This window comes from Enterococcus mundtii, assembly GCF_013394305.1.
Lineage (GTDB): Bacteria > Bacillota > Bacilli > Lactobacillales > Enterococcaceae > Enterococcus_B > Enterococcus_B pernyi.
The window spans coordinates 1,908,091-1,928,918 of record NZ_AP019810.1; the positions used below are offsets into that span (position 1 = coordinate 1,908,091).

The following is a 20,828-nucleotide window of genomic DNA, read 5'->3' on the forward strand; positions in this document are numbered from 1 at the left end:
AGAATAAGAAAGAAGTGTAAACCTATGATTACTCCTAAAAGTCTTGAAGAAGTAGCCGGTTATGTTGAAAAAGGCAATCATATCTTTTTCTTTACTGCCGATTGGTGTGGTGATTGTCGCTTCATCAAACCACAAATGCCAGAGATCGAGCGTCGCTTTTCAGATTGGACATTTGTCGAAATGGATCGTGATGCGTATATCGACTTAGCAGCAGAATGGAATATTTTCGGTATTCCAAGTTTTATTGTCATCAAAGATGGGAAAGAGCTAGGTCGTCTGGTCAATAAAGATCGTAAAACAAAAGAAGAAATCGAACAATTTTTAAAAAAAACGATTCAGCAGTGAGAAACGAGAGGAGTGGGAAAAATGGAACAAGCATATAAGAAAATATTAGTTGGAATTGACGGAAGCGAGCAAGCGTTTGCTGCATTCAAAAAAGCCGTTGAGGTAGCTCGTAGAAATGAAGGCACAGTATATGCGACGAATGTGATCGACCAACAATTTTATCAATTTATGGGGTATACGCCTATTGACCAATCCTTGATCGATCAACAGACTGAATCAGCAAAAGAATTGATTGAAGAATGTAAAAATTACGGCAAATCCGTTGACTACCAAAAAATAGAAGGTATTGTGGCTTACGGTTCGGTCAGAGAATCTATGGCAGTAAAACTACCAAAGAAATATCAAATCGACTTGATCATGATTGGTCAATCAGGGTTAAATGCCGTTGAACGTTTTATGACTGGTAGTGTGGCAAGCTATGTGATTCGACAAGCTCCGTGTGATGTCTTAGTCGTTTCAGAACCAAGAGAAGCCTAGTTTTTGATTCAATAGGCAGATCCTTGAACAAAAAAGACGAGGAAACGAAAGATGGTGCATTTCGTTTCCTCGTCTTTTTTTGTGATCCGTGCTTTCTTTTTATTCCGGCAAGCTTTTCTAAGAGAATTTATCATGCAAGAACCGCCTTTTTTTGTTAAGATAAAGCAAGAGAGTTTGGCGCTGGACTATGTGGGGTTTCCCGAAAGTACGATGTATTCAGTTGCCATAAATAAAAAACAACTTCAACAAATGATATTGGAGGAAACAAAATGATTTTTGCTTATAATCGCGCACATGTGGGCGACACACTAATGGTGATCGTAGCCGACGATAAAGGGACGGAAAATACCGCTATTCGCAAATGGAATGTTGCGCAGATCAAAGATGAATCTGGCCAAATCGTTGCATGGAACTTTTTCCATATCTCAGATCATCTAACAATTGAAGGCAACGGCCAAGTAACAATCTCAGAAGAACAACTAGCTGAATTGAACCGTTTGATCAAGGAAGCTGGCTTTGAAGAAACACTCGAAAAAGACAACCAGCCGAAAATCGTTGTTGGTTACGTCAAAACTTGTGAACCCCATCCAGATTCAGATCATTTATCTGTAACTGAAACTGAAGTAGATGGTGGTGAAGTTTTACAAATCGTTTGTGGCGCACCAAATATCGAAGCAGGTCAAAAAGTAGTCGTTGCCAAACCTGGTGCAATGATGCCAGACGGTATGATGATTTGGCCTGGAGAATTAAGAGGGGTCAAAAGTGATGGAATGATTTGCTCTGCAAAGGAACTTCACGTACCTAACGCCCCAGAGAAAAAAGGCATCTTAGTTTTACCTGAAGATGCGATAGTTGGCGAAGCATTCAAAAACTAGCAATAATAAAAAAGACGACTACCTCCACTGAGATAGTCGTCTTTTTTTATTAATTATTTGAGCCATTGGAACTATTTGAATTTCCTTGATTTAATGCAGTATTATCAATTGTCAATTTGATATCTACAGTTTTTTCTTCTTCGCCACGGTAATAAGTGATCTTCACAGTGTCACCAACTTTTTTACCATAAAGCACAGACTGTAATTCAACACCAGATGAGACTTCTGTATCATCGATTTTTGTGATGACATCATATTGTTCTAAGCCAGCTTTTTCCGCAGGCGTTGCTGGTTGAACCGAACGAATGATCACGCCATTTGTTACAGAAGATGGTAATTTCAAGATCTGTTCCTGTTGTTGTGTAGAAACGGCGGAAAGATCGGTCATTGTGATACCCAGTGCAGGGCGTGTTACTTTTCCATCTTTTTCAAGTTGATTGATGATATTTACGACATCATTACTTGGAATCGCAAAGCCCATTCCTTCAACACTTACACTTGAAGAATCAGAAGTCGATGCAATTTTACTTGAATTGATACCAATGACTTGTCCTTCGATATTAACTAGTGGACCACCAGAGTTCCCCGGGTTGATCGCTGCATCTGTTTGAATCGCGTTGATATTGACCGTTTCATTAGATTCATTGGTACTTGTCACTTGGCGATTCAAGGAAGAAATGATCCCTGATGTTACGGAATTCGCGTATTGAGAACCTAGAGGAGAACCAATCGCAATCGCAGGTTCGCCGACTTTCAATGAAGCAGAATCGCCAAATGAAGCAACAGTGTCGACTTTGTCAGCACTGATTTTCAACACAGCTAAATCAGTGTAAGCATCTGTACCGACTAATTCTGCTTTCACTTTTGTTCCATCTTTTAATAAAACTTCTAACCCTTGTTGTCCATCGACCACGTGATTATTCGTCACGATATAAGCGGAACCGCCCTCTTTTTTATAGATCACACCGCTACCTTCACTGTAAGCTTGCAATTCGCCATCTTCGCCACTACTTTCTTGTTGTTGGCCAAATAATGAACCAAACGGGTCAGATGATGAACTTTGTTTTTGTAGGTTGATAACAGAAACAACTGCTCCTTGTACTTTATCTACTGCAGAAGTGATATCTGAATCTACATTGACTTTTACATTCTCGACAACTGTTTCGCCTGATGCATTTTGTGTCCCACTGCTAGAAGAAGTCGTTACTGAGTTACCACCTCCAGTTGCTGCATAAAAAATACCGAAAGTCAGTAATCCGCCAATCACGCCACCAACTACGCCAAGACCTAGCTTTCGCCAAATGCCATTAGATTTTCTTTTTTTCATTTTTGGTGTCACATCTCTTCTGTCCATGTGATCTGCCTCCATTTATTATTTTCTAGATAAGTTAAGTATAGACTTATTTACTAGATTTAGTCTACTTCCAGACTGTGAACTTTTTATGAAAAACATTAGGAAAAATAATTGTTTTCAGATGAAAAAATTAAATACAAACTTATACACAGAAATTGTGGAAAAGTATTTGTAAAAAATGCGTATAATTGTCCATAAAAGTTATCAACAACTTGTGGGAAAAGTGGAAAAATCTGTGCGAAACATATGTTTGCTTAAGAAATACTTATGAAACAAGTAATAAAACCACGATAAACTGTGGATAAACCTGTGGAAGATGTGTATAACTATGTGGGAAAACTTTTTTAAATCACTTTCTTGAATAAGCATCCTCAATTATAATAAGGAAGGAATAAATCGACATGGAAGAATGAGGAAAGGAAATAATTATGAATATAAAAATCATCTCAGTAGGAAAATTAAAAGAGAAATATCTGATTCAAGGAAGCAATGAGTACGTTAAGCGACTTAAAGCCTACGGGAAAATCGAACTAATAGAAGTACCTGACGAAAAAGCACCAGAAAATCTTAGCGAAGCTCAAATGCGCCAAGTCAAAGAAAAAGAAGGCGAGCGTATACTCGCAAAAATCAAAGATCATGAATTTGTCTACGCTTTAGCGATCCAAGGCGAAAATCCTACTAGTGAAGCCTTTGCAAAGCAAATTGATCAATTAGGTATCCAAGGAAAAAGCCAGCTCGTCTTTGTCATCGGTGGCTCGTTAGGATTAAGCGATGACGTCATGCAACGCAGCAATGCCCAAATCTCTTTCGGCAAAATGACCTACCCCCATCAACTGATGCGCCTGATCCTCGTTGAACAAATTTATCGCGCATTTCGGATCAATACTGGGGCTCCGTACCACAAATGAAATAATTATCCATATCAAGATCGACTGTCAATAAATGGCGGTCTTTTTTTGTTATTTTAACGATTATGAGACTAAAACGATGTTTTATGATATATTTTATTTTTTCAATTGATTATTATATTAAAATGGAAATATGTCGAAGGTGTAAAATTAATTTTATCAGTTATTTTATTTGATCAAAGGGCTCATTTTTTTATGAAATAATAAAAATCGCTTTAATCGTTTTAAATATGAAAATAATTCAGAAAAAATTCGTATTTAGTTTAAGAAGACCAGTATCTAAAGAGCAAAGCTATCGTTTAGGAAAAAGAATGTTGCAAGAAATCAACCATCAAATATCTAAGAAGGTGAACGAATGTCAATAGACAATGAAATGATCTATGAGAATCAAAAAGAAATTTGGAAAGTGGAACAGCAACAAGACGAATTAGTAAATGGGAAACGTAGGTTAGAAAACCAGCTCCTTCAATTAGAAAAAGAACTTCAAAGAGGTTTTCGCCAATTATCTGAATTGAATCATGAAGATATCCAACAAGGTATGACCAATGCAATTTGGATGCAGAAGGAGTATGAAGCAAAGCAACAAACATTTCAACAACAATTTCATCAGGCACATGAAGAACTTGATTTTTCGTACAGGAAAACTTTACAAGGATTAGAAGTAGAAAGAGAAGAGTTGTTTGCAGAAAGGATAACATTTGAGTGGGGAATCATCAGAATTTATGTCAGCGTTAAAGAAGAACTTAGCTAGTAGTAAAGAAACGATCAATCAACTAAAGAGAGGAAGTCAAAAAGTCGTGTCAGCTGTTAACGGAAACGAATTATCTGGTGCAGCATATGCAGCAGGAAAAGGATTATTTAGTAAATTGATCATTCCGACAATTACACGAACAACGAATGCGATTGAAAAAATTGAACAGGAGCTACAAAGGTATAAAGTCTCGGATCAGATTGTAGCAATGGAAGGATACTTGGATGAGAACAAACTGAACCAGCAACTGGCGACGACGCGAGTTATGAAAGCATCAGTAGACACGACTTCTGCTTTTGTTCAGTCCAAAGCACAAAGTAATCCGTTCGTCGGCATTCTCGAAACATTGCTAAATGTCCAACGATATCTAGAACGTATGTCAGAGAGCTTTCAACAAGATATTGATCAATTACAAAATAAGCTAAAAAAATTACATAATTTCAATTCTCAAACTAGTGGATTATTCAGTCATAGTTTGGATGAATTGAAACTGGCAATGCAGGGTGTATTAGTGTTAAAGAATACGAGAGTGAGGACAGATGGTTCATATTTGTTACCCGAGGGGATAAATAAAAAGTGGTTTACTGAGGTTGGAACTGATAATAAGGTGAAGCAAATATTGGAGAAATTGACTGAGAAGATAGACTATGCCCATTCTATAGGGAACACTACATTAAGTGTCATCAAAGAATATGGTAAAGCAACTAAAGTAAAAGCAATAAGACTTGGGTCTAAGTCAGTTTCTAGTTATTCGTTCTCTCGTACAACTAGGTACGCTAAAACATTAGAGAGTGTTAGTGATGATTTATTAGATTCAGTGGAAATTGTAAGAAGTAATAATATGTGGAAAGGTATAGGGATTGCTGGTACGATTGCAGGTATAGCTTTTGATTATGATACTCAAATGAGTAAATATAATGATATTGAAAGAGCAACTAGAAATACAGTTGCATATACGATAATAGATGCTAGTGGCAAAGTTATGGGGGCTTATATTGGGGGCATTCTTGGAACCTTGATACCAATACCTGGTGCAGGATCCGTACTAGGCGCAGTTATTGGAGCTGGTATTGGGAGTTTTGGAGAGCATGTATATGATTGGATTGAAACGGGGAAAGCTAAAAAAGCTTTTGATAATATTGGAAAAACTATTTCTTTAGGAATAAACAGTTTGAAAAACGATGTTGGTAAAGTCTTTGCCGGTTTTGGGCAATCATTAGGGAGTATATTCGGATGAAAAAGAAGATTATTCCACTTTTGAAAATATCAGGAAATTCATCAATATATTTTGATTTTGAAAAGAGCACTCCATATGTACAACATTTTAAAGGGGCTTATACGGAAACAGCAGGAAAAAGCTACTCTAAAAGTAGAACTTTTTGGACAAGTCAAGTTCTTATGGTAGGAATGGTGACGTTTGGAACCATTTTAGATAGATTACTTATTTTTCCAGCTTTAGTTAGTTTACTTCTTGTGTGGTGTCTAGGATATGTGTTAGCACACGTTTTTATAGGAATAATGATAACTAATTCATTGGGAGAAAAAGAATATAGAAATTTTTCTCCCAATGAAATTCAAGGAGTTGTATCTAACTCACCAAAGTTTTGGATATTGTTGTTTGTCGAGTTTTTATTGACTATAGGAATACTCTTTGTTTCTATTATTTCGATTTTTAATCATATGCTAAAAGGTGAAGATTTTATAGAACTTTTATTTGGTGTGTTTAGTTTAGCAAGTTTAAGAAAAATAGTACCGCCTATTTTAGGAATTAAAGCAGGGGGAATACTAAAAAAACAAATAAAGGAAGGAAAATTTCATAATCAATAAACATATTTTACCATTAGGAAGTGTAGTGCGATTAAAAGGCGGAGATATCAAACTTATTATTGTTGGACGGGCACAGCTTTTTAATAATGAAGGAGCGATTGGTTATTTTGACTATTCTGCTTTAGGTTATCCGCAAGGTGTAATAGCGGAATCCAATTTTGCATTTTTTAATGATAAAGATATAAAGAAAGTCTTATTTGAAGGATATCGAGATGAGCAAGAAGTAGCGTTTGCTGATTCTTACGAAGAAAACATAAAAAACATACCTTATCCTAAATTAGTGATTGAAAGAGAGATTGAAGAGGAACCAGAAACTTTTGGGTTTTAAAAATTTAGTTATTAATATGGAATAACAGAAATAAAATACTATAGAACTGTTTTGAAACTAATTAAGTAATAGCTTATAGTGCTAAATTTTTCAGAATCAACTGAGAAACTTGAAGGAGGCTTTAGAGGATAGGAAACAACTGTGCCCAAGAGATTAAAAGAATTAATAGCAGATATTATTTACTGGAATTAAATGATAGATTGTACATTGTTGATTATTTTAAGTTAATGAGGCTGAGAAACTTTTTTCCGTTTAGTACCTTTTACAACAACGCTCCGAAAGAAAGTTGGACTGCATATAAAGTAACTGGATCAGCAGAAATTTTTGAAGGTAAAAAAACACCTGAAATACAATTTTATGTTCCTGAATCTTATGGGATTTTCAGTGTTTTTGTAATTAGTCCTTTTCTTATATTTTTGGGCTATCTTGAATCAATATATTTAGCTCTATTGATTGCTAGTCTTCTTAGTACATATGGAATAATATCAACCTGTCGACTATTACATAACAATAAGAAAGTGAAAGAACTAGTTAAAGATACGACAATTGTACAGTTAGTACTTGTTGAAAATAAAAGGTCAAAAATCTATGTTGTTCAGAGTAATTTTTTTTCATGTGTATATGGTATATTTGTAGGCTACCTATTTATATCAGCAATTTTATCAGGTGACTTTTGGGAGGTTATTTTTGTTTTGTTAGTATCACCTACAACTTCATTAATATTTGGAAAAATCATATCAAATTTTAGAGAAGTCCCAGATGTATCTTCTAAATATCAAATTGAAAAAAGATAAAAATCACATGAAAGATTATCAATTGAAATGATTGTACATTTAAAACCATTATTCTAATCTATTACGGGAATAAACAGAAGAACGTTTGAAAAGAAAGAATATGACTACTAGAATTTCCAAAATTTAAGTTTATATAGAATGTGTATTTATTTTTTAGTCCACCTTTAAGTATTTAGGAACATAGGTGCTGTATCTTTGAGTATCTATCAAGAAATCCTACCAAATAAAGAAAAATTAGGAAATCATTCATTGTTCCATAGGAATCTTGTAATAATTATTTGATAAGGTATCATCGTGGGGGATTGAGAAAGAGGATTCGTAATTTATGCCTAAGATTACAATGATGTTTTTTATTTTTCCAAATCAAAATCGTTCGTTATTTTTTTAAGGGACACATAGATATGCGAAATAATAAGAATTTTCTGAAAATTACTCTTTTGTTTCTCTCATGAAGATGTTAAAATGGTTGTTAAACTATAAAGGGGTGATTGTTTGTTAGAGAAATTCTTGGACATGTCGTTAGTTCAACGTATTGGTTGCGGTATTTTAATTGGTATAATATTAGGTATTTTTTTACCGACCTGGGGATTTATTGCTTTATTAGGAACGTTGTTCGTTAGTTGTTTAAAAGCGATTGCGCCGCTGTTAGTGTTTTTCTTGACTGCAGCTTCAATTGCAAAACATAAAATGGGGAATGAGACATTTGTAAAACCGATTTTAGGATTGTATTTAGGGGGGACTTTTTTCGCGGCTTTTGTGGCGGTGATCACTAGTTCGATTTTTACGGTACCGATCACTCTGCAGGAAACTGCTTCGGAACAAGCGCCTCAAAATATTGGGACTGTTTTATCAACGATGCTGACCAATGTCACGCAAAATCCGATTCAAGCAATTATTGACTCTAATTATTTAGGTGTGCTATTTTGGGCGATATTATTAGGATTGGCATTGCGGGCACGTACGGAAGCAACGAAAGAAGTTATCGATCAGATTTCGGTCGCATTGTCACAGGTGGTTCAATTGATTATTTCTTTCGCTCCGATCGGTATTTTGGGGTTAGTTTATGAATCAATTGCAACAACAGGTCTTTCTGGACTGACCGAGTATCTCCAATTAGTTCTTGTGTTAGTAGGTACGATGCTCTTTGTTGCTTTGATCATCTATCCATTACTTACTTTTTTGTTTATCAAAGAAAATCCCTATCCATTAATTTTCTTTTGTTTAAAAGAAAGTGCAATTTCTGCTTTCTTTACGCGTAGTTCTGCGGCGAACATTCCGATCAATATGATGTTGGCAGAAAAACTGAAATTAACAAAAGAATCTTATGCTATTTCGATTCCATTAGGAGCAACGATCAATATGGGGGGAGCAGCAGTGACGATTACAGTGATGACGTTAACGACTGTTCAAGCACTAGGTATCGAAGCTTCTTTCGCCTTAAAATTGATTTTAAGCATCTTGGCGGCTTTAGCTGCTTGTGGTGCATCTGGAGTAGCTGGGGGTTCATTACTATTGATTCCTTTGGCTTGTAGCTTATTTGGTATCTCAAATGATATTGCGATGCAAGTGGTAGGAATCGGGTTTATTATTGGGGTCATCCAAGACTCAGTTGAGACAGCTTTAAATTCTTCCAGTGACTTACTATTCACCGCAATTGGTGAATTGGGTGCTAGAAAAAGAAATGGCGAGGATGTTTCGATCAAAAGTCGTTTGAGTGAATTGCAATAGAGGCATCTTTCTACCATCATTTCAAATTACATTTTTTAAGTCAACAGCAATCGTCTGTTGGCTTTTTTCATATTTTTTACTGTGAGTAGAATTATTTAGTTGTTTCTGAGTATACTAAAAAAAGACTTCGATTAGTAATGTGCATACTATCTCATTATTTTTTAATGATTTTTGTGGTCTTCTAATCGGTTGTTTGAAAAATTATAGTAAACATAGAAGGTGATGGAAAATGAAAGTTATGCACTATCAGGAAAATAAAATGCGCAGAATAACCATTCTCAATCGACTGTTGAATTTTGAACACTTAAGTTACCAACAGCTTTCTGATGAATACTTTGTCTCACGAAGTAGTATTGCCAATGATCTTTCTTATGTGAAAGATATTTTTACCAAAGAAGGATTGAATTTGACATTTGATCGTTCGGGAACATTTTTTGAAGGAAATGAAATTCAAATCCAACGTGTGTTGAAGCGGACCATCCTTAATCATTTCAATGAACTAGAAGTGGTAGCAGAACTAATAGATCAGCAGCTTTTAAGAAGAATCGAGCAAGCTTTTCGTCAAGGAATCAACGAAAAACAAATGGAGATTCCAGAAAGTTATTTCAAAAGCATTGTGATTTCAATTTTATTGATTATCCAACGCTCAAAAATGGGTGAAAAAATAGATTTGATCGGTAAGAATCAGTATGGAAAATATTTCTTGGAGTTCAATAAGTACCCGCTGGTGTATGAACTATTAAAAAAATTAGAGGACCAGAAAATTTATCAGTTCACACAAGAAGAGGTCCAATATTTAACTTACATTATCGTAGGAAGTGGCTTGAAATTCTTTATGAAAAGTGAAAATATTCCTTTTGCTTTTCGCGGGAAAATTCGACAATTGATCCAAAAGGTTAGCGAAGGTATCCAGATTGATTTAACACAAGATAACCGTCTAGAAGAAGATCTTCTAGTACATCTGTATCAATTACTTTTACGAATTGAAGCGCAAACAACGATCGTCAATCCATTGATTGATGGAATCAAACAAAATTATCCGTCCATTTATGGGGTTGTATGGTTTGCATTAAAAGATTTTCGTTGGCCAAGTGAAGTGAATCTATCTGAGGATGAAGTTGGGTTTGTCACCATTCATTTTCAAGCTGCTATCGAGAGGATCAAACGATTAAACAAATTATTATTTGTCTGCCCGAATGGCATTGGAACAAGTTCATTTGTTTCAGCCAAAATACGAAGAATCTTACCTGATATTGACAGCATTGAAACTGCCTCTATTGATAAGTTGACTTACATGGATCTATCAGAAATTGATTTTATTATTTCTACAGTCGATATACCCAAGCAATCAAAGCCTGTCGTCAGAATTTCACCCATGGTGACTAGTCGCGATATGAAACGAATCATGAATCATTATATCGATTTAGTGATTGATCATGAGCATATGAAAGAAAGGCGGATCTTACCTGAAAAAACAAAACAATTGCTTGCGTCCAATATTTATTTTGGTCATTATGGGTCAAAAGAAGAAGCAATCCATTTTCTGATGGAGCAGCAAAACTTTAAAAATGACTATAAGAAACAACAATACACCCAGTCGGTTTTTGACCGAGAAGCAATCCAATCTACTTATCTCGATAATGGTTTTGTGATTCCTCATGGTAATCCGCTATTCGTAGAAGAGACTGCTATTGCGATATTAGTAGCGGATAAACCAGTTAATTGGGGAAATCAAAAAGCAGATATCATCGTATTATTGATGATCCGAGAAGAAGATGTGAAAGAAGTTGAAGCAGTGATGAAACTGATCATGCAAGGGATAGGTGATAAAAACTGGTTCATCTCAAAAATGTTGGAGGTAAAAGAATGAGTAGAATTGATCCATTATTGGCAAAAGAGCAGATCCAAGTAATCGATACAGTGGAAAATTGGGAGACTGCCGTTGAGATTGCAAGTGAGCCTTTGTTAAAAAGCAAAATGATAACGCATACTTATATGGATAATATGATCAAAAGTGTAGAAGAGCATGGTCCATATATGGTTTTAACCGATTATTTTGCCCTCATGCACGCCAAACCAGGCGTAGGAGTGAATGAACAAAGCATGAGTCTTTTAGTCGTAAAAAATGCAGTAGATATGAAAGACGAAGCGGTGAAAATATTTTTGATCTTAGCTGCGAAAGATAGTGAGAGCCATCTGGATAAATTGCAAGAAATCATGTCCATATTTATGGATGAAGTGAAGTATCAAACTATTTTATCGGGAAATAAGGAAAAAATAATCCAATTACTAACCTAAGGAGGAAAAAAAATGAAAATTTTAGCAGTATGTGGATTTGGTGTTGGAAGTTCAATGGTTTTAAAAATGTCGATTGATAAGGTGATCAAAGAACTAGGGCTCAAAGCTACAGTAGAGAATACTGATTTATCCTCAGCAAAAGCGACTCAAGCAGATGTTTATTTTACTAGTAATGAATTACTACCAGAACTGAAAGCTTCGGTCAAAGCGCCTGTTTATCCAATCAAAAAATATATGGATACAAATGAAGTAAAGGCACAATTAGAACAATATTTAGCAAATAAGGAGGGCTAGACTGATGAATTTTATTAGCAATCATATTTTGAAAAATCCACCTGTTCTTTTAGCCCTGATCGCGATGATCGGTTTGATCATCCAACGAAAGTCATTTTCAGAAATCATTAAAGGTTCCTTGACCGCAGCCTTTGGGATGGTGGCTTTAACGGCTGGTGTAAATATGTTGGTAGGGACGATAGCTCCTATAAATACGGCGGTCCAGACACAATTAGGTGTGCAAGTTACTGAAGGGTTATCTGATGTGACTTTTACAGCAGAATACGGTGGTACAGTCGGTTTAGCCATGTTCTTAGGATTGATCATCCATTTGTTGATTGCTCGTTTTACACCAGTCAAAACGATTTTTCTGACTGGACATATGCTGTGGTGGTTCCCATTTGTATTTGTAGCTGCCGGAGTAGAGGCTGGTCTAACTGGTACTTTACTGATTGGGATTAGTGCATTATTGTCTGCTTGCTATTGGTCATTCATGCCATGGATCATGCGCAAATATGTTTGGGATGCTACCGGTGATGATTCTTTCTTGATCGGTCATCCGACAGGGATCTTATCATTGATTTCAGGATTTGTGGCAAAGCGTGTGGGAAATAAAGAAAAATCGACAGAAGAGATCAATGTTCCAGAGAACCTTTCATTTTTTCGTGAAATTTCGATCACGGGAGCATTGGTCATGTTTCTTATGAATGTGGTAGTGGGGATCATCGCACCAGTTTTGATTCCAGAAGGTGGGAATCTTGTTATGTTTGCCATTGAAGCTGGGTTGAATTTCGGTGCTGGATTATTGATCATGTTGTATGGTGTTCGTTTATTGATTAATCAAATTATTCCAGCTTTCCAAGGGATTGCTGAAAAAGTGGTACCAGGTGCGAAACCTGCTTTTGATGTCCCGATCCTATTCAACTATCGTCCGAATGCGGTCATTATTGGTTTTATCGTTGCGATGATCACTTCAACGATTTTAGTTGTCTTAGCAAATTCATTCCAGTTATTTGGTGTACTGATCGTACCATTGGTCATTACAAGTTTCTTTGAATGTGGTGGAGCCGCAGTCATTGGTGAAGGCCAAGGCGGTTTTCGTGGGGCAGTTCTCGGAACGATTGCAGCATCTGTCACAATGGTTGCTTTAGTTGGTTTTTCTGCCATGATTTTCAGTACAACGATCCAAAGTTGGATCTTGATTTTTGGCGGAAACGATTTGTCATTGTGGGGAATGATTGGACGAGGAATCAGCAGTTTATTTGGAGGGTTTTAAATGTTTCGTTACATGGATAAAATCAGAGAACTATTAACAATTGTCGAAGAAAAAGAAAGGCAATCAATTGGAGAAGCGATTGAATTATTGACTCAATCAAATTTACAAAAACATTCTATTTATATTTTTGGTGCCAGCCACGCGGGTATTTTAGCAGAGGAAATGTATTACCGTGCTGGAGGAATGATGACGATCAATGCAATATTTGGACGAGAAGTGATGTTGGATCGAAATCCAGTAACCTTTACGAGTCAAATGGAGCGATTAGAAGGCTATGGAATGGCCCTAGCCGGAACGATTCCTTTTAAAGAAAATGATGTATTAATTCTTCATTCAGTATCTGGCAGAAACCCGATCATTATTGATTTAGCTAAAGTGGCAAAAGAAAAAGGAGTAAAAATCATCGCACTAACAAATGTATCCTACTCGAAATCTGTAACTAGTCGCCATTCATCAGGGGAACGATTATTTGAAATTGCGAATATCGTGATCGATAACCACGGCGATATCGGAGATGCGTGTTGTGAACTAACAGGGCTATCACAAAAGGTCGGGCCTTCTTCTACGGTGATTGGAGGGACCATTCTCAATACGATCATCGTAGAAGTTTGTGAACAGTTGATTTCTGAGGGAGTGAAACACCCACCGATTTTTTATTCTGCCAATATAGACGGTGGCGATCAATTGAATGCTGAATTATTTGAAACGTACAAAGAGGTCATTCATTATCCATTCACTTAAACTAGCTCGTCGTGAACCATTGATTTTAAAATGATAACTTTTTTGAGAATATAGTTAATAAGCTCTATCAAAGCAAAAAATCCTTTGATTTTAAACCACTGAATGTGACAGAATCAATAGGATTTTTTGTTTTGCAATTAAATTGAAAATGTTATTCTGTATATAAGAATAAAAGTGTTTTGGAGGAGTACATGGTTTTTTTACGACGTTATGGGCTTTATTTTTTATTTCTAGGAGTGTTGAGTGATTTTTCAACACCTTATATTTTGGGCTTGTTCTATCCAGGTTTAGATCAATTAAGGCTGCCAATCAGTGTATTCGGTGACGTCACAAGTCCAGTGAGAACATTCTTTCTTGTTTGTTCTGTTTTTTCAGGCATCTTTTTTAGCTTATCCTTACCTGCGCTGTATTCTTCGTTTGAAAAAGTATCTACTCATTTAGCGAAATGGTTGGTTGTTTCACTAGGTTTCTATGCGATAGGCGATTGCCTTTTTACAGGATTGTTTAGTCTTAACACCCAAGCTACTTCGTGGGATTTCTCAACGTGGGTACATAATGTTGGTTCTAGTTTAGGTTATAGTGGCTTTCTTTTATTTCCGGTTTTTGCTTTATTGCTCTATCGAAAAGAAGCGAATCAACCAATCAGTCGAGTGTATATCGTTTTAATCAGCTTGAGTCTGCTGAGTGCGATGATTTACGGACTGGCAAGGATCCCAGTGCTGAATCACCTTCCACTATTAGATAAACTAGGTTTTTGTCAAAGATTGAGTTACTTCTTCAATTATTTAACGATCATATCAGTAGGTACCAACCAACTAAAACGAGTGACAAAATAGCTGTTTGGGTGAGCGAAATGGTTATTTCTAAACAATCGAATAAGCGAGCTTCCTGAAGAGGATTTTTTCGAGAAATGAGCCGCGCAAGCCAAAAATAGGAGAGACTATTTTCGACTTGTGCGGCTCATTTCTCGAAAGTAGGTACTTCTGCTACATTCTTGCTTGAAAAATTAGTACAGGCTTTCTTACTTTTCTGCCAACTTAATTGGCAGAAATCTCTACTTTTTATTTTGGAAGCGCAAACATATACTTGGTTCAGAAAGGAAAATCAATCATATGAAAACGAGAACGATTGAGTTACTTCAAAGATTTAGAGCATATCATTATCCAATCAAAGCGGAACAATTAGCGTTAGAGTATCAAGTCAGTCAACGAACGATTCGTCAAGATGTGCTGGATGTCAACAGTTGGTTGCGAGCCAATCAATTAGCAGAGATCCAAACGGTTCGTAAGCAAGGGTTTCTGTTGCGTTTAAGCGATGAGGAAGAAAAAAGACTGACAGAAGCATTGGTGACTTATCAAGAGGAGTTGTTGAATCGTGACGAGAGGACCTTTGATTTAGTGTTATCAATTGCTTATGAGCAACAGCCAGTTTATTTGAATCGTAAGGAAGAAGCATTCATGATCTCGAAAAGTACGATGGACGAAGATATGCGTCGTTTGCGAGCGGATTTGATCAAATACGGTATCGAAATCGTGAGTTTTGGCAGACAGGGATTGGTCTATAAAGGAGCGGAGCGCTCCATCCGCACGATGATTTATGACTTGATTAATAAAAATCTAGGGAGAATTGATTTTTCAGCAAGAAACGGTACGAAAATCACTGCGGCTCAAAGAATTTTCCAACAGTATTTTTCACCTTCGGAGATTGTAAAGCTCGAAGCCATCTATACAGATACTATGATCAGACAAGAAGATGATATCTACAAAAATCAACTGTTGCTGTTTACAATGATCTGGGTCCAGCGAGTCAGAAAGCATGAACTTATTTCAGCAATCAATTGGAAAAATAATAACGAAAAAAAAGACTGTTTCACTGATTTTATTGAAAAAGTCATCGTTGAGTTTCGCTTGACAGACGTTCCACCGGTTGAAAGAAACTACCTTCGTTTTACGATTGAGACATTCAGTTCAAAAGATATCAGTAATTCGTTGGAATGGGTCCAAGCCCAACTGTTGACGATCCAACTGATCCAGTTCGTCGAGGAACAGACCCGTATCCCATTTCACTTAAAAGAAGAAATCCTGTGTGAAAATCTTTATAAACATATGACGGCTTTGATCATTCGCATCAAACATCGAATCCAAGTCACGAATCCTTTGAAAGAAAATATTCGGGCCAATTACCGCCCCATCTATGAAGCAGTTGAATTATTTGTCCCAACGATCGAGGAAGTCATTGGTGGAGAGATAATCGAAGATGAACTTGCTTTTCTAGTGATCCATTTTTCGACGATTGCTAGCACGATCAAACAGAATGTCATGTACATGTATAAATCAGTGGTGGTTTGTCACCATGGACTGGCAACAGGCAATCTATTAGCAGAAAATTTAAAAGAGAAGTTCCCACAAATTGAAGTTGTCGTGGTATTGAGTTCTAAAGAAGCGGAGTTGGTGGATAAGTTAGATGTCGACTTGATTTTCAGTACGTTCCAATTATCAGATCAGAACAAACCACTGCTTGTGTTGGAGCCTATTTTAACCGATGCGAATCGTCCGATCATTGCAGATTTTTTAAATGCTCACCAAAAGGTCCAACGACTGATTCCGACAGAGAGTGGGCAAACAGAATTGTTTACCGACGTCTTGCGGATCGTGGAAGAAAGTGGAGGCAAGATTGATCGGCCAATCTACACCAAATTAGAAACATTATTTGAGCAAAATCATTTAGAAATCAATAAAAGGGAGATCCAACCAATGCTAAAAGACATTTTGACAGATAATCATATATTGATCCAAGAACACGTAGACAATTGGCAAGAAGCGATTGAACGAGTGGCTAAACCATTGTTGAAAGAAAATATCGTTGAGTCAAGTTATGTTGATGCGATGGTCCGTGCAGTAGAAGAGTATGGCGCCTATATCGTTATTGGCAAGAATCTGGCATTAGCCCATGCCAGACCAGAAGATGGCGTCAATAAGTTAGGCGTGAGTGTCGCGACAATTCGTCAGCCAGTTGATTTTGGCAATGAAGAGATGGACCCAGTAAAAATCATTTTCTGCTTAGCAGCAGTAGATTCATATTCCCATTTAACCATCATGAAGGAGTTGATCGAGTTGATCAATGACGAAACGAAATTGACTCGTTTGATCGAAAGTTCAAATGTAGATTTATTTAAAAAACGACTATTTAAGTAGCTAAAAGGAGAGAGTGGAATGAACAAATTGAATATTTTATTTGTATGTGGCGCAGGACTAGGAAGTAGTTTTGCCGCTCAAATGTCAGCCGAGGATGTATTGAATAAATTAGGCGTAACAGCTAAGCTGGATCACTGCGATATCTCTTCGGCCGTTTCGATGAAGCCAGATGTGATCATTACCGCAGAGAATTTTCGTTCACAATTTGAAAAATTTACCATTGATCCGACAACAGCCATGATTTACTTGAAAAATATCGTCTCAAAAGTTGAGATCGAAGAGAAGTTAACACCAGTTTTACAAAGTAAGGGAGCTATCTAATCAAGAAAAAATAGGGGGAGAAAACATGGGCGTTATCAATTTTATTATCGAAAATATTTTGACTCAAGCATCGATCACGATTGCCTTGATTGCGATGCTAGGGCTGATCCTGCAAAAGAAATCAACGGGTCAAATTATTTCGGGTACATTGAAAACATTGCTAGGCTTTCAAGTTTTAAGTGCGGGTTCGAGTATCATCGTCGGTAGTTTGACGTATTTTGGGCAAATTTTTACCGAAGGGTTCCAAATGGAAGGGATCATCCCGTCAATTGAAGCAATCAATGGTCAAGCAATGAATGAACTTGGTCTAGGTAGAGATATCGCGTTAACCTTTTTAGCTATTTTTATCTTTAATATCTTACTTGCCCGTTTTACGAAGTGGAAATATATCTTCTTGACTGGTCAAGCAATCTTATGGATGGCGACGATGACCACTGTATTTGGGTACTTCGCTGGGTTACGTGGGTTTGTCTTGATTTTAGTTGGTGGTTTCATTGGGGCAGTGTTTGCTATTGCGATGCCAGCGATGGCGCAACCAATCATCCGTAAGGTCACCGGTTCAAACGATATTGCTTTAGGGCATTTTTGTACGATCGGCTATTTATTTGAGGCTGGGGTAGCAAAAATCTTTGGTGAAAGAGGCGAGAACAAGAAATCGATTGAAGACATTAAATTGCCTGCTCACTTTGAATTTTTACAAGATACGTATTTATCAGTCATGGTGGTGATGGTGCCACTTTATATCGTGACTGTGTTGTTTGCAGGAGAGACGTTTGCGGCTGAGCTATCAGGAGGTCAAAACTATATCATGTTTGCCTTTTTACAAGCCATCCAGTTTGTTGTTGGTGTATACGTATTACTTTCAGGGGTACGTTTATTACTAGGCGAAATCGTTCCAGCGTTTCGTGGGATTGCGATGAAACTAGTTCCTGATGCGATTCCAGCGTTAGATTGTCCGGTGTTCTTCCCTTATAGTCCGAATGCAGTGATTTTAGGGTTTATCACAACAACGATCGGTACGGTCATTGCGATGTTTACGTTGCCGATGTTTGGATTAGCGATGATTCTGCCAGGGATGTTGACGAATTTCTTTGCTGGGGGGACAGCGGGTATTTTTGGTAATGCAGTTGGGGGACGACGAGGAGCAATCATTGGTGGAATCGCTCATGGCTTCTTTATTACCTTGTTGCCAGCATTATTAGTAACGATTTTCAATTCAATGGGATTTGTTAGTGCGACAGCGACAGATGTCGATACAGTAGTGGTAGCGCTACTGTACGCTTGGATCTTAAGTCCGATTTTAAAAGCATTCTAATGTGAAAGTAGGGAGCATAATGTTTGGTTTTTTGAAAAAGAAAAAAGAGCAACCTGAAGCAATACAGACGCTTTCCATCGAAGAAAAAGAAGAACTTCAAACAACGATCGAACGACTAAAGAAAGATATCGACCAGACAGAAGAAACAGACCAACGAGCGGTTCTTTTTGAACAAGTAGGACTAAAGCTCGCTGAGTTAGGGGATAACGATCAGGCAATCGAACACCTTGAGAAAAGTTTATCACTGAAGAAAAGTATCAATGATGGGTACAAGAAGTTGATGTCTTTATATAATGCAAAAAGAGCAGAAGCTGCACGAGCTGGGGACGATCAAGGAATTGATCATTATATGGGGAAAATGGACGAGATGCGACAAATTGCTAAACAACTTACGATTACAGGGAATAAATAAGAATAAAGGTGGCTATAAAAAAAATGTATACGACATTAAAAGAGGTAACAAAAACAGCAGAAGCTTTGAATTTTACCGTGGGCGCATTCAACACGCATAACTTAGAGATGTTGCCAGAAATGTTACGAGCAGCCAAAGAAATGGGTGCGCCGATCATTATCCAAACAAGTGTGGATACGGCGAAATATATTGGGATGAATGTCTTAGTCAATGTAGTGAAAACGATCGCTGAAGAAGAAATGGTGGACGCTGTTCTTCATCTGGATCATGCGCGTGATTTCTCTGATATCAAGCAAGCAATCGATAGCGGTTATACTTCAGTAATGTATGATGGTTCCCATTTACCTTTTAAAGAAAATATCTTGAAAACAAAAGCAGTCGTTGAATACGCCCACGCTCGTGGTGTCTCAGTGGAAGGGGAGCTAGGGACGATTGGTGGGACGGAAGAAGGAATCCATGTGGCAGAAGATGATAAAGTGTATACGAAACCCGAAGATGCGGTAGAATTCGTAGCAGCAACTGGAGTAGACGCATTAGCAATTGCTATTGGAACAAATCATGGACAATTCAAATCAAAAACAGAAGTCAATCTACCACTCCTGAAAGAAATCGACGCAGTAGTCGATGTTCCCTTGGTCATCCACGGCGGTACTGGAGTGAAAGAGGAAGATTATCCAGAGTTGATCAACCATGGAATCCGTAAATTCAATGTTGGGACAGAGCTACTTGTTAACTGGACGAAAACAGCAAAAGAAAGCTTTGGGGAAACAGAAGTCAGCCGATCATTACGCCACAACGTGATTCCAGCCAACGAAGCAGTAAAGGCAATCATCAAACATAAAATCGGCCTGTTTTTGAATACAGGAAGTGAGATCTATGCAGGAAAGAGCTAAAATGAAAAAATATTTGTTTCTTTTGGCAGGAAGTCCTGGGACAGGAAAAACTTATTTGATGGAACGACTGTTCGAACGTTTTCCAACGATGTATCGTCTTACCTTAGATGAAGTCAAAGAGTATTACGCTGAATCAATTGGGTTCGATAATTTAGCTGAACGAGCAGAGCAAGAAAAAAACAAGGTGTATCCATTCTTTTATCAGGCATTGGAACTGTACATGGAAGCAGGGAAGAAAGTGATTGTTTCAGAGTATCCTTTCAGTGACAAACAAAAAGGACCATTAGGAGCGTTATCAAAAAAATATGGATATGAAGTGATCACGATTCGCTTGCACGCAGACTTTGATGTACTATGGCAACGACGTTATAAAAGAGATCGTGATCCTGAACGTCATTTGAGTTATATCATGGACCATTATCATTATGGGGATACGTTGGACGATCGATCGTTAGGAACCAATCATATCACCAAAGAAGAATTTAGAGCTGTTATAAATGATCGAAAGTATGAACACTTTGAACTTGGAACGCTTTATACATTCGATGTGACTGATTTCACCAAAGTGGATTATACGCCACTGTTAAACGAGTTAGAGTGGCGAGTGGCGAATGACCAATAAAAAATAATATCTAGTTGATTGATTCAAGTTTTGAATGAATCGTAAAAAGTGAAAGCCTATCCTCCTATTTATCGAGAGATAGGCTTTTTCATTTTT

At 37.1% G+C, this 20,828-nt stretch carries 24 protein-coding genes; 23 read left to right on the top strand and 1 reads right to left on the bottom strand.

Going from position 1 to position 20,828, the window contains the following annotated elements:
- Positions 1-24: 24 nt before the first annotated feature.
- The 4 genes from HZ311_RS09230 to ytpR are packed head-to-tail and all read left to right on the top strand — an operon-like array spanning position 25 to position 1,697.
- The gene (locus HZ311_RS09230; RefSeq protein ID WP_023518982.1) at positions 25-345 is read left to right on the top strand and encodes a thioredoxin family protein; all 321 of its coding nucleotides are present in this window, start codon (positions 25-27) and stop codon (positions 343-345) included.
- A 21-nt stretch (positions 346-366) separates the two neighbouring features.
- A complete protein-coding gene (locus tag HZ311_RS09235) occupies positions 367-822 on the top strand; it encodes a universal stress protein (protein ID WP_010736527.1) in 456 nt (151 codons plus the stop codon).
- A 51-nt stretch (positions 823-873) separates the two neighbouring features.
- Positions 874-1,095, top strand: coding sequence for a hypothetical protein (locus tag HZ311_RS09240; protein ID WP_010736526.1), 222 nt, complete (start codon positions 874-876; stop codon positions 1,093-1,095).
- Positions 1,092-1,697 carry a YtpR family tRNA-binding protein gene (gene ytpR, locus HZ311_RS09245; RefSeq protein ID WP_010736525.1) on the top strand — a complete coding sequence of 202 codons (606 nt, stop codon included), beginning with the start codon at positions 1,092-1,094 and terminating at the stop codon, positions 1,695-1,697. Before HZ311_RS09240 ends, ytpR begins: the two co-directional genes overlap by 4 nt.
- A gap of 49 nt (positions 1,698-1,746) precedes the next feature.
- On the opposite strand, the gene HZ311_RS09250 is transcribed toward ytpR, so the two are convergent.
- Entirely contained in the window at positions 1,747-3,051 is a 1,305-nt protein-coding gene (locus HZ311_RS09250) for a S1C family serine protease (protein WP_010736524.1), read from the bottom strand.
- A gap of 428 nt (positions 3,052-3,479) precedes the next feature.
- Here HZ311_RS09250 and rlmH point away from each other — a divergent pair, with 428 nt between their 5' ends.
- The 19 genes from rlmH (at position 3,480) to HZ311_RS09345 (ending at position 20,732) form a co-directional block, all read left to right on the top strand.
- Entirely contained in the window at positions 3,480-3,959 is a 480-nt protein-coding gene (gene rlmH / locus HZ311_RS09255; protein ID WP_010736523.1) for a 23S rRNA (pseudouridine(1915)-N(3))-methyltransferase RlmH, read from the top strand.
- 355 nt (positions 3,960-4,314) lie between these two features.
- Positions 4,315-4,710: a hypothetical protein gene (locus tag HZ311_RS09260; protein ID WP_023518983.1), complete on the top strand. Its 396-nt coding sequence runs from the start codon at positions 4,315-4,317 to the stop codon at positions 4,708-4,710.
- On the top strand, positions 4,682-5,947 hold the full coding sequence (locus HZ311_RS09265) for a hypothetical protein (RefSeq protein WP_051377613.1): 1,266 nt from the start codon (positions 4,682-4,684) through the stop codon (positions 5,945-5,947). Before HZ311_RS09260 ends, HZ311_RS09265 begins: the two co-directional genes overlap by 29 nt.
- Positions 5,944-6,537 (top strand): hypothetical protein, encoded by a 594-nt coding sequence (locus tag HZ311_RS09270; protein ID WP_023518985.1) that lies wholly within the window; start codon positions 5,944-5,946, stop codon positions 6,535-6,537. The genes HZ311_RS09265 and HZ311_RS09270 overlap by 4 nt, the downstream gene beginning before the upstream one ends.
- Before the next feature lie 4 nt (positions 6,538-6,541).
- A complete protein-coding gene (locus tag HZ311_RS09275; protein WP_269147329.1) occupies positions 6,542-6,865 on the top strand; it encodes a DUF4176 domain-containing protein in 324 nt (107 codons plus the stop codon).
- Between the two features lie 200 nt (positions 6,866-7,065).
- Positions 7,066-7,659 (top strand): hypothetical protein, encoded by a 594-nt coding sequence (locus HZ311_RS09280; RefSeq protein ID WP_023518987.1) that lies wholly within the window; start codon positions 7,066-7,068, stop codon positions 7,657-7,659.
- Positions 7,660-8,151: 492 nt separating this feature from the next.
- Positions 8,152-9,387: a serine/threonine transporter SstT gene (gene sstT, locus HZ311_RS09285; protein ID WP_023518988.1), complete on the top strand. Its 1,236-nt coding sequence runs from the start codon at positions 8,152-8,154 to the stop codon at positions 9,385-9,387.
- Positions 9,388-9,616: 229 nt separating this feature from the next.
- The gene (locus HZ311_RS09290) at positions 9,617-11,257 is read left to right on the top strand and encodes a BglG family transcription antiterminator (protein WP_023518989.1); all 1,641 of its coding nucleotides are present in this window, start codon (positions 9,617-9,619) and stop codon (positions 11,255-11,257) included.
- Positions 11,254-11,685: a PTS sugar transporter subunit IIA gene (locus HZ311_RS09295; protein ID WP_023518990.1), complete on the top strand. Its 432-nt coding sequence runs from the start codon at positions 11,254-11,256 to the stop codon at positions 11,683-11,685. The genes HZ311_RS09290 and HZ311_RS09295 overlap by 4 nt, the downstream gene beginning before the upstream one ends.
- Positions 11,686-11,697: 12 nt before the next feature.
- Positions 11,698-11,979, top strand: a complete 282-nt coding sequence (locus HZ311_RS09300) for a PTS sugar transporter subunit IIB (protein ID WP_023518991.1) — start codon at positions 11,698-11,700, stop codon at positions 11,977-11,979.
- Positions 11,980-11,983: 4 nt separating this feature from the next.
- A complete protein-coding gene (locus HZ311_RS09305; RefSeq protein WP_023518992.1) occupies positions 11,984-13,234 on the top strand; it encodes a PTS ascorbate transporter subunit IIC in 1,251 nt (416 codons plus the stop codon).
- Positions 13,235-13,975: a sugar isomerase domain-containing protein gene (locus tag HZ311_RS09310; protein ID WP_010736512.1), complete on the top strand. Its 741-nt coding sequence runs from the start codon at positions 13,235-13,237 to the stop codon at positions 13,973-13,975.
- Positions 13,976-14,166: 191 nt separating this feature from the next.
- Complete coding sequence (locus HZ311_RS09315; protein WP_023518993.1) at positions 14,167-14,811, top strand: DUF998 domain-containing protein; 645 nt, start codon at positions 14,167-14,169, stop codon at positions 14,809-14,811.
- Positions 14,812-15,087: 276 nt separating this feature from the next.
- The gene (locus HZ311_RS09320) at positions 15,088-17,169 is read left to right on the top strand and encodes a BglG family transcription antiterminator (RefSeq protein ID WP_178946638.1); all 2,082 of its coding nucleotides are present in this window, start codon (positions 15,088-15,090) and stop codon (positions 17,167-17,169) included.
- Positions 17,170-17,187: 18 nt separating this feature from the next.
- Positions 17,188-17,490 carry a PTS sugar transporter subunit IIB gene (locus tag HZ311_RS09325; protein WP_010736508.1) on the top strand — a complete coding sequence of 101 codons (303 nt, stop codon included), beginning with the start codon at positions 17,188-17,190 and terminating at the stop codon, positions 17,488-17,490.
- Between the two features lie 25 nt (positions 17,491-17,515).
- Positions 17,516-18,805: a PTS sugar transporter subunit IIC gene (locus HZ311_RS09330; RefSeq protein WP_023518995.1), complete on the top strand. Its 1,290-nt coding sequence runs from the start codon at positions 17,516-17,518 to the stop codon at positions 18,803-18,805.
- A gap of 19 nt (positions 18,806-18,824) precedes the next feature.
- A complete protein-coding gene (locus tag HZ311_RS09335) occupies positions 18,825-19,217 on the top strand; it encodes a hypothetical protein (protein ID WP_023518996.1) in 393 nt (130 codons plus the stop codon).
- A gap of 23 nt (positions 19,218-19,240) precedes the next feature.
- The gene (locus HZ311_RS09340) at positions 19,241-20,110 is read left to right on the top strand and encodes a class II fructose-bisphosphate aldolase (RefSeq protein WP_023518997.1); all 870 of its coding nucleotides are present in this window, start codon (positions 19,241-19,243) and stop codon (positions 20,108-20,110) included.
- A 1-nt stretch (position 20,111) separates the two neighbouring features.
- The gene (locus HZ311_RS09345; protein ID WP_041684352.1) at positions 20,112-20,732 is read left to right on the top strand and encodes a P-loop nucleotide/nucleoside kinase family protein; all 621 of its coding nucleotides are present in this window, start codon (positions 20,112-20,114) and stop codon (positions 20,730-20,732) included.
- Positions 20,733-20,828: the final 96 nt, after the last annotated feature.

Bases quoted from the DNA above. Each gene is read 5' to 3' on its own strand.
- HZ311_RS09235 (WP_010736527.1), top strand. From the start codon at position 367: ATGGAACAAGCATATAAGAAAATATTAGTTGGAATTGACGGAAGCGAG.
- HZ311_RS09305 (WP_023518992.1), top strand. From the start codon at position 11,984: ATGAATTTTATTAGCAATCATATTTTGAAAAATCCACCTGTTCTTTTA.
- HZ311_RS09325 (WP_010736508.1), top strand. From the start codon at position 17,188: ATGAACAAATTGAATATTTTATTTGTATGTGGCGCAGGACTAGGAAGT.
- HZ311_RS09345 (WP_041684352.1), top strand. From the start codon at position 20,112: ATGAAAAAATATTTGTTTCTTTTGGCAGGAAGTCCTGGGACAGGAAAA.
- HZ311_RS09310 (WP_010736512.1), top strand. From the start codon at position 13,235: ATGTTTCGTTACATGGATAAAATCAGAGAACTATTAACAATTGTCGAA.
- HZ311_RS09320 (WP_178946638.1), top strand. From the start codon at position 15,088: ATGAAAACGAGAACGATTGAGTTACTTCAAAGATTTAGAGCATATCAT.
- HZ311_RS09250 (WP_010736524.1), bottom strand. From the start codon at position 3,051: ATGGACAGAAGAGATGTGACACCAAAAATGAAAAAAAGAAAATCTAAT.
- ytpR (WP_010736525.1), top strand. From the start codon at position 1,092: ATGATTTTTGCTTATAATCGCGCACATGTGGGCGACACACTAATGGTG.
- HZ311_RS09300 (WP_023518991.1), top strand. From the start codon at position 11,698: ATGAAAATTTTAGCAGTATGTGGATTTGGTGTTGGAAGTTCAATGGTT.
- rlmH (WP_010736523.1), top strand. From the start codon at position 3,480: ATGAATATAAAAATCATCTCAGTAGGAAAATTAAAAGAGAAATATCTG.
- HZ311_RS09340 (WP_023518997.1), top strand. From the start codon at position 19,241: ATGTATACGACATTAAAAGAGGTAACAAAAACAGCAGAAGCTTTGAAT.
- HZ311_RS09315 (WP_023518993.1), top strand. From the start codon at position 14,167: ATGGTTTTTTTACGACGTTATGGGCTTTATTTTTTATTTCTAGGAGTG.
- HZ311_RS09335 (WP_023518996.1), top strand. From the start codon at position 18,825: ATGTTTGGTTTTTTGAAAAAGAAAAAAGAGCAACCTGAAGCAATACAG.
- HZ311_RS09295 (WP_023518990.1), top strand. From the start codon at position 11,254: ATGAGTAGAATTGATCCATTATTGGCAAAAGAGCAGATCCAAGTAATC.
- HZ311_RS09240 (WP_010736526.1), top strand. From the start codon at position 874: ATGGTGCATTTCGTTTCCTCGTCTTTTTTTGTGATCCGTGCTTTCTTT.
- HZ311_RS09230 (WP_023518982.1), top strand. From the start codon at position 25: ATGATTACTCCTAAAAGTCTTGAAGAAGTAGCCGGTTATGTTGAAAAA.
- HZ311_RS09265 (WP_051377613.1), top strand. From the start codon at position 4,682: ATGTCAGCGTTAAAGAAGAACTTAGCTAGTAGTAAAGAAACGATCAAT.
- HZ311_RS09290 (WP_023518989.1), top strand. From the start codon at position 9,617: ATGAAAGTTATGCACTATCAGGAAAATAAAATGCGCAGAATAACCATT.
- HZ311_RS09330 (WP_023518995.1), top strand. From the start codon at position 17,516: ATGGGCGTTATCAATTTTATTATCGAAAATATTTTGACTCAAGCATCG.
- HZ311_RS09270 (WP_023518985.1), top strand. From the start codon at position 5,944: ATGAAAAAGAAGATTATTCCACTTTTGAAAATATCAGGAAATTCATCA.
- HZ311_RS09260 (WP_023518983.1), top strand. From the start codon at position 4,315: ATGTCAATAGACAATGAAATGATCTATGAGAATCAAAAAGAAATTTGG.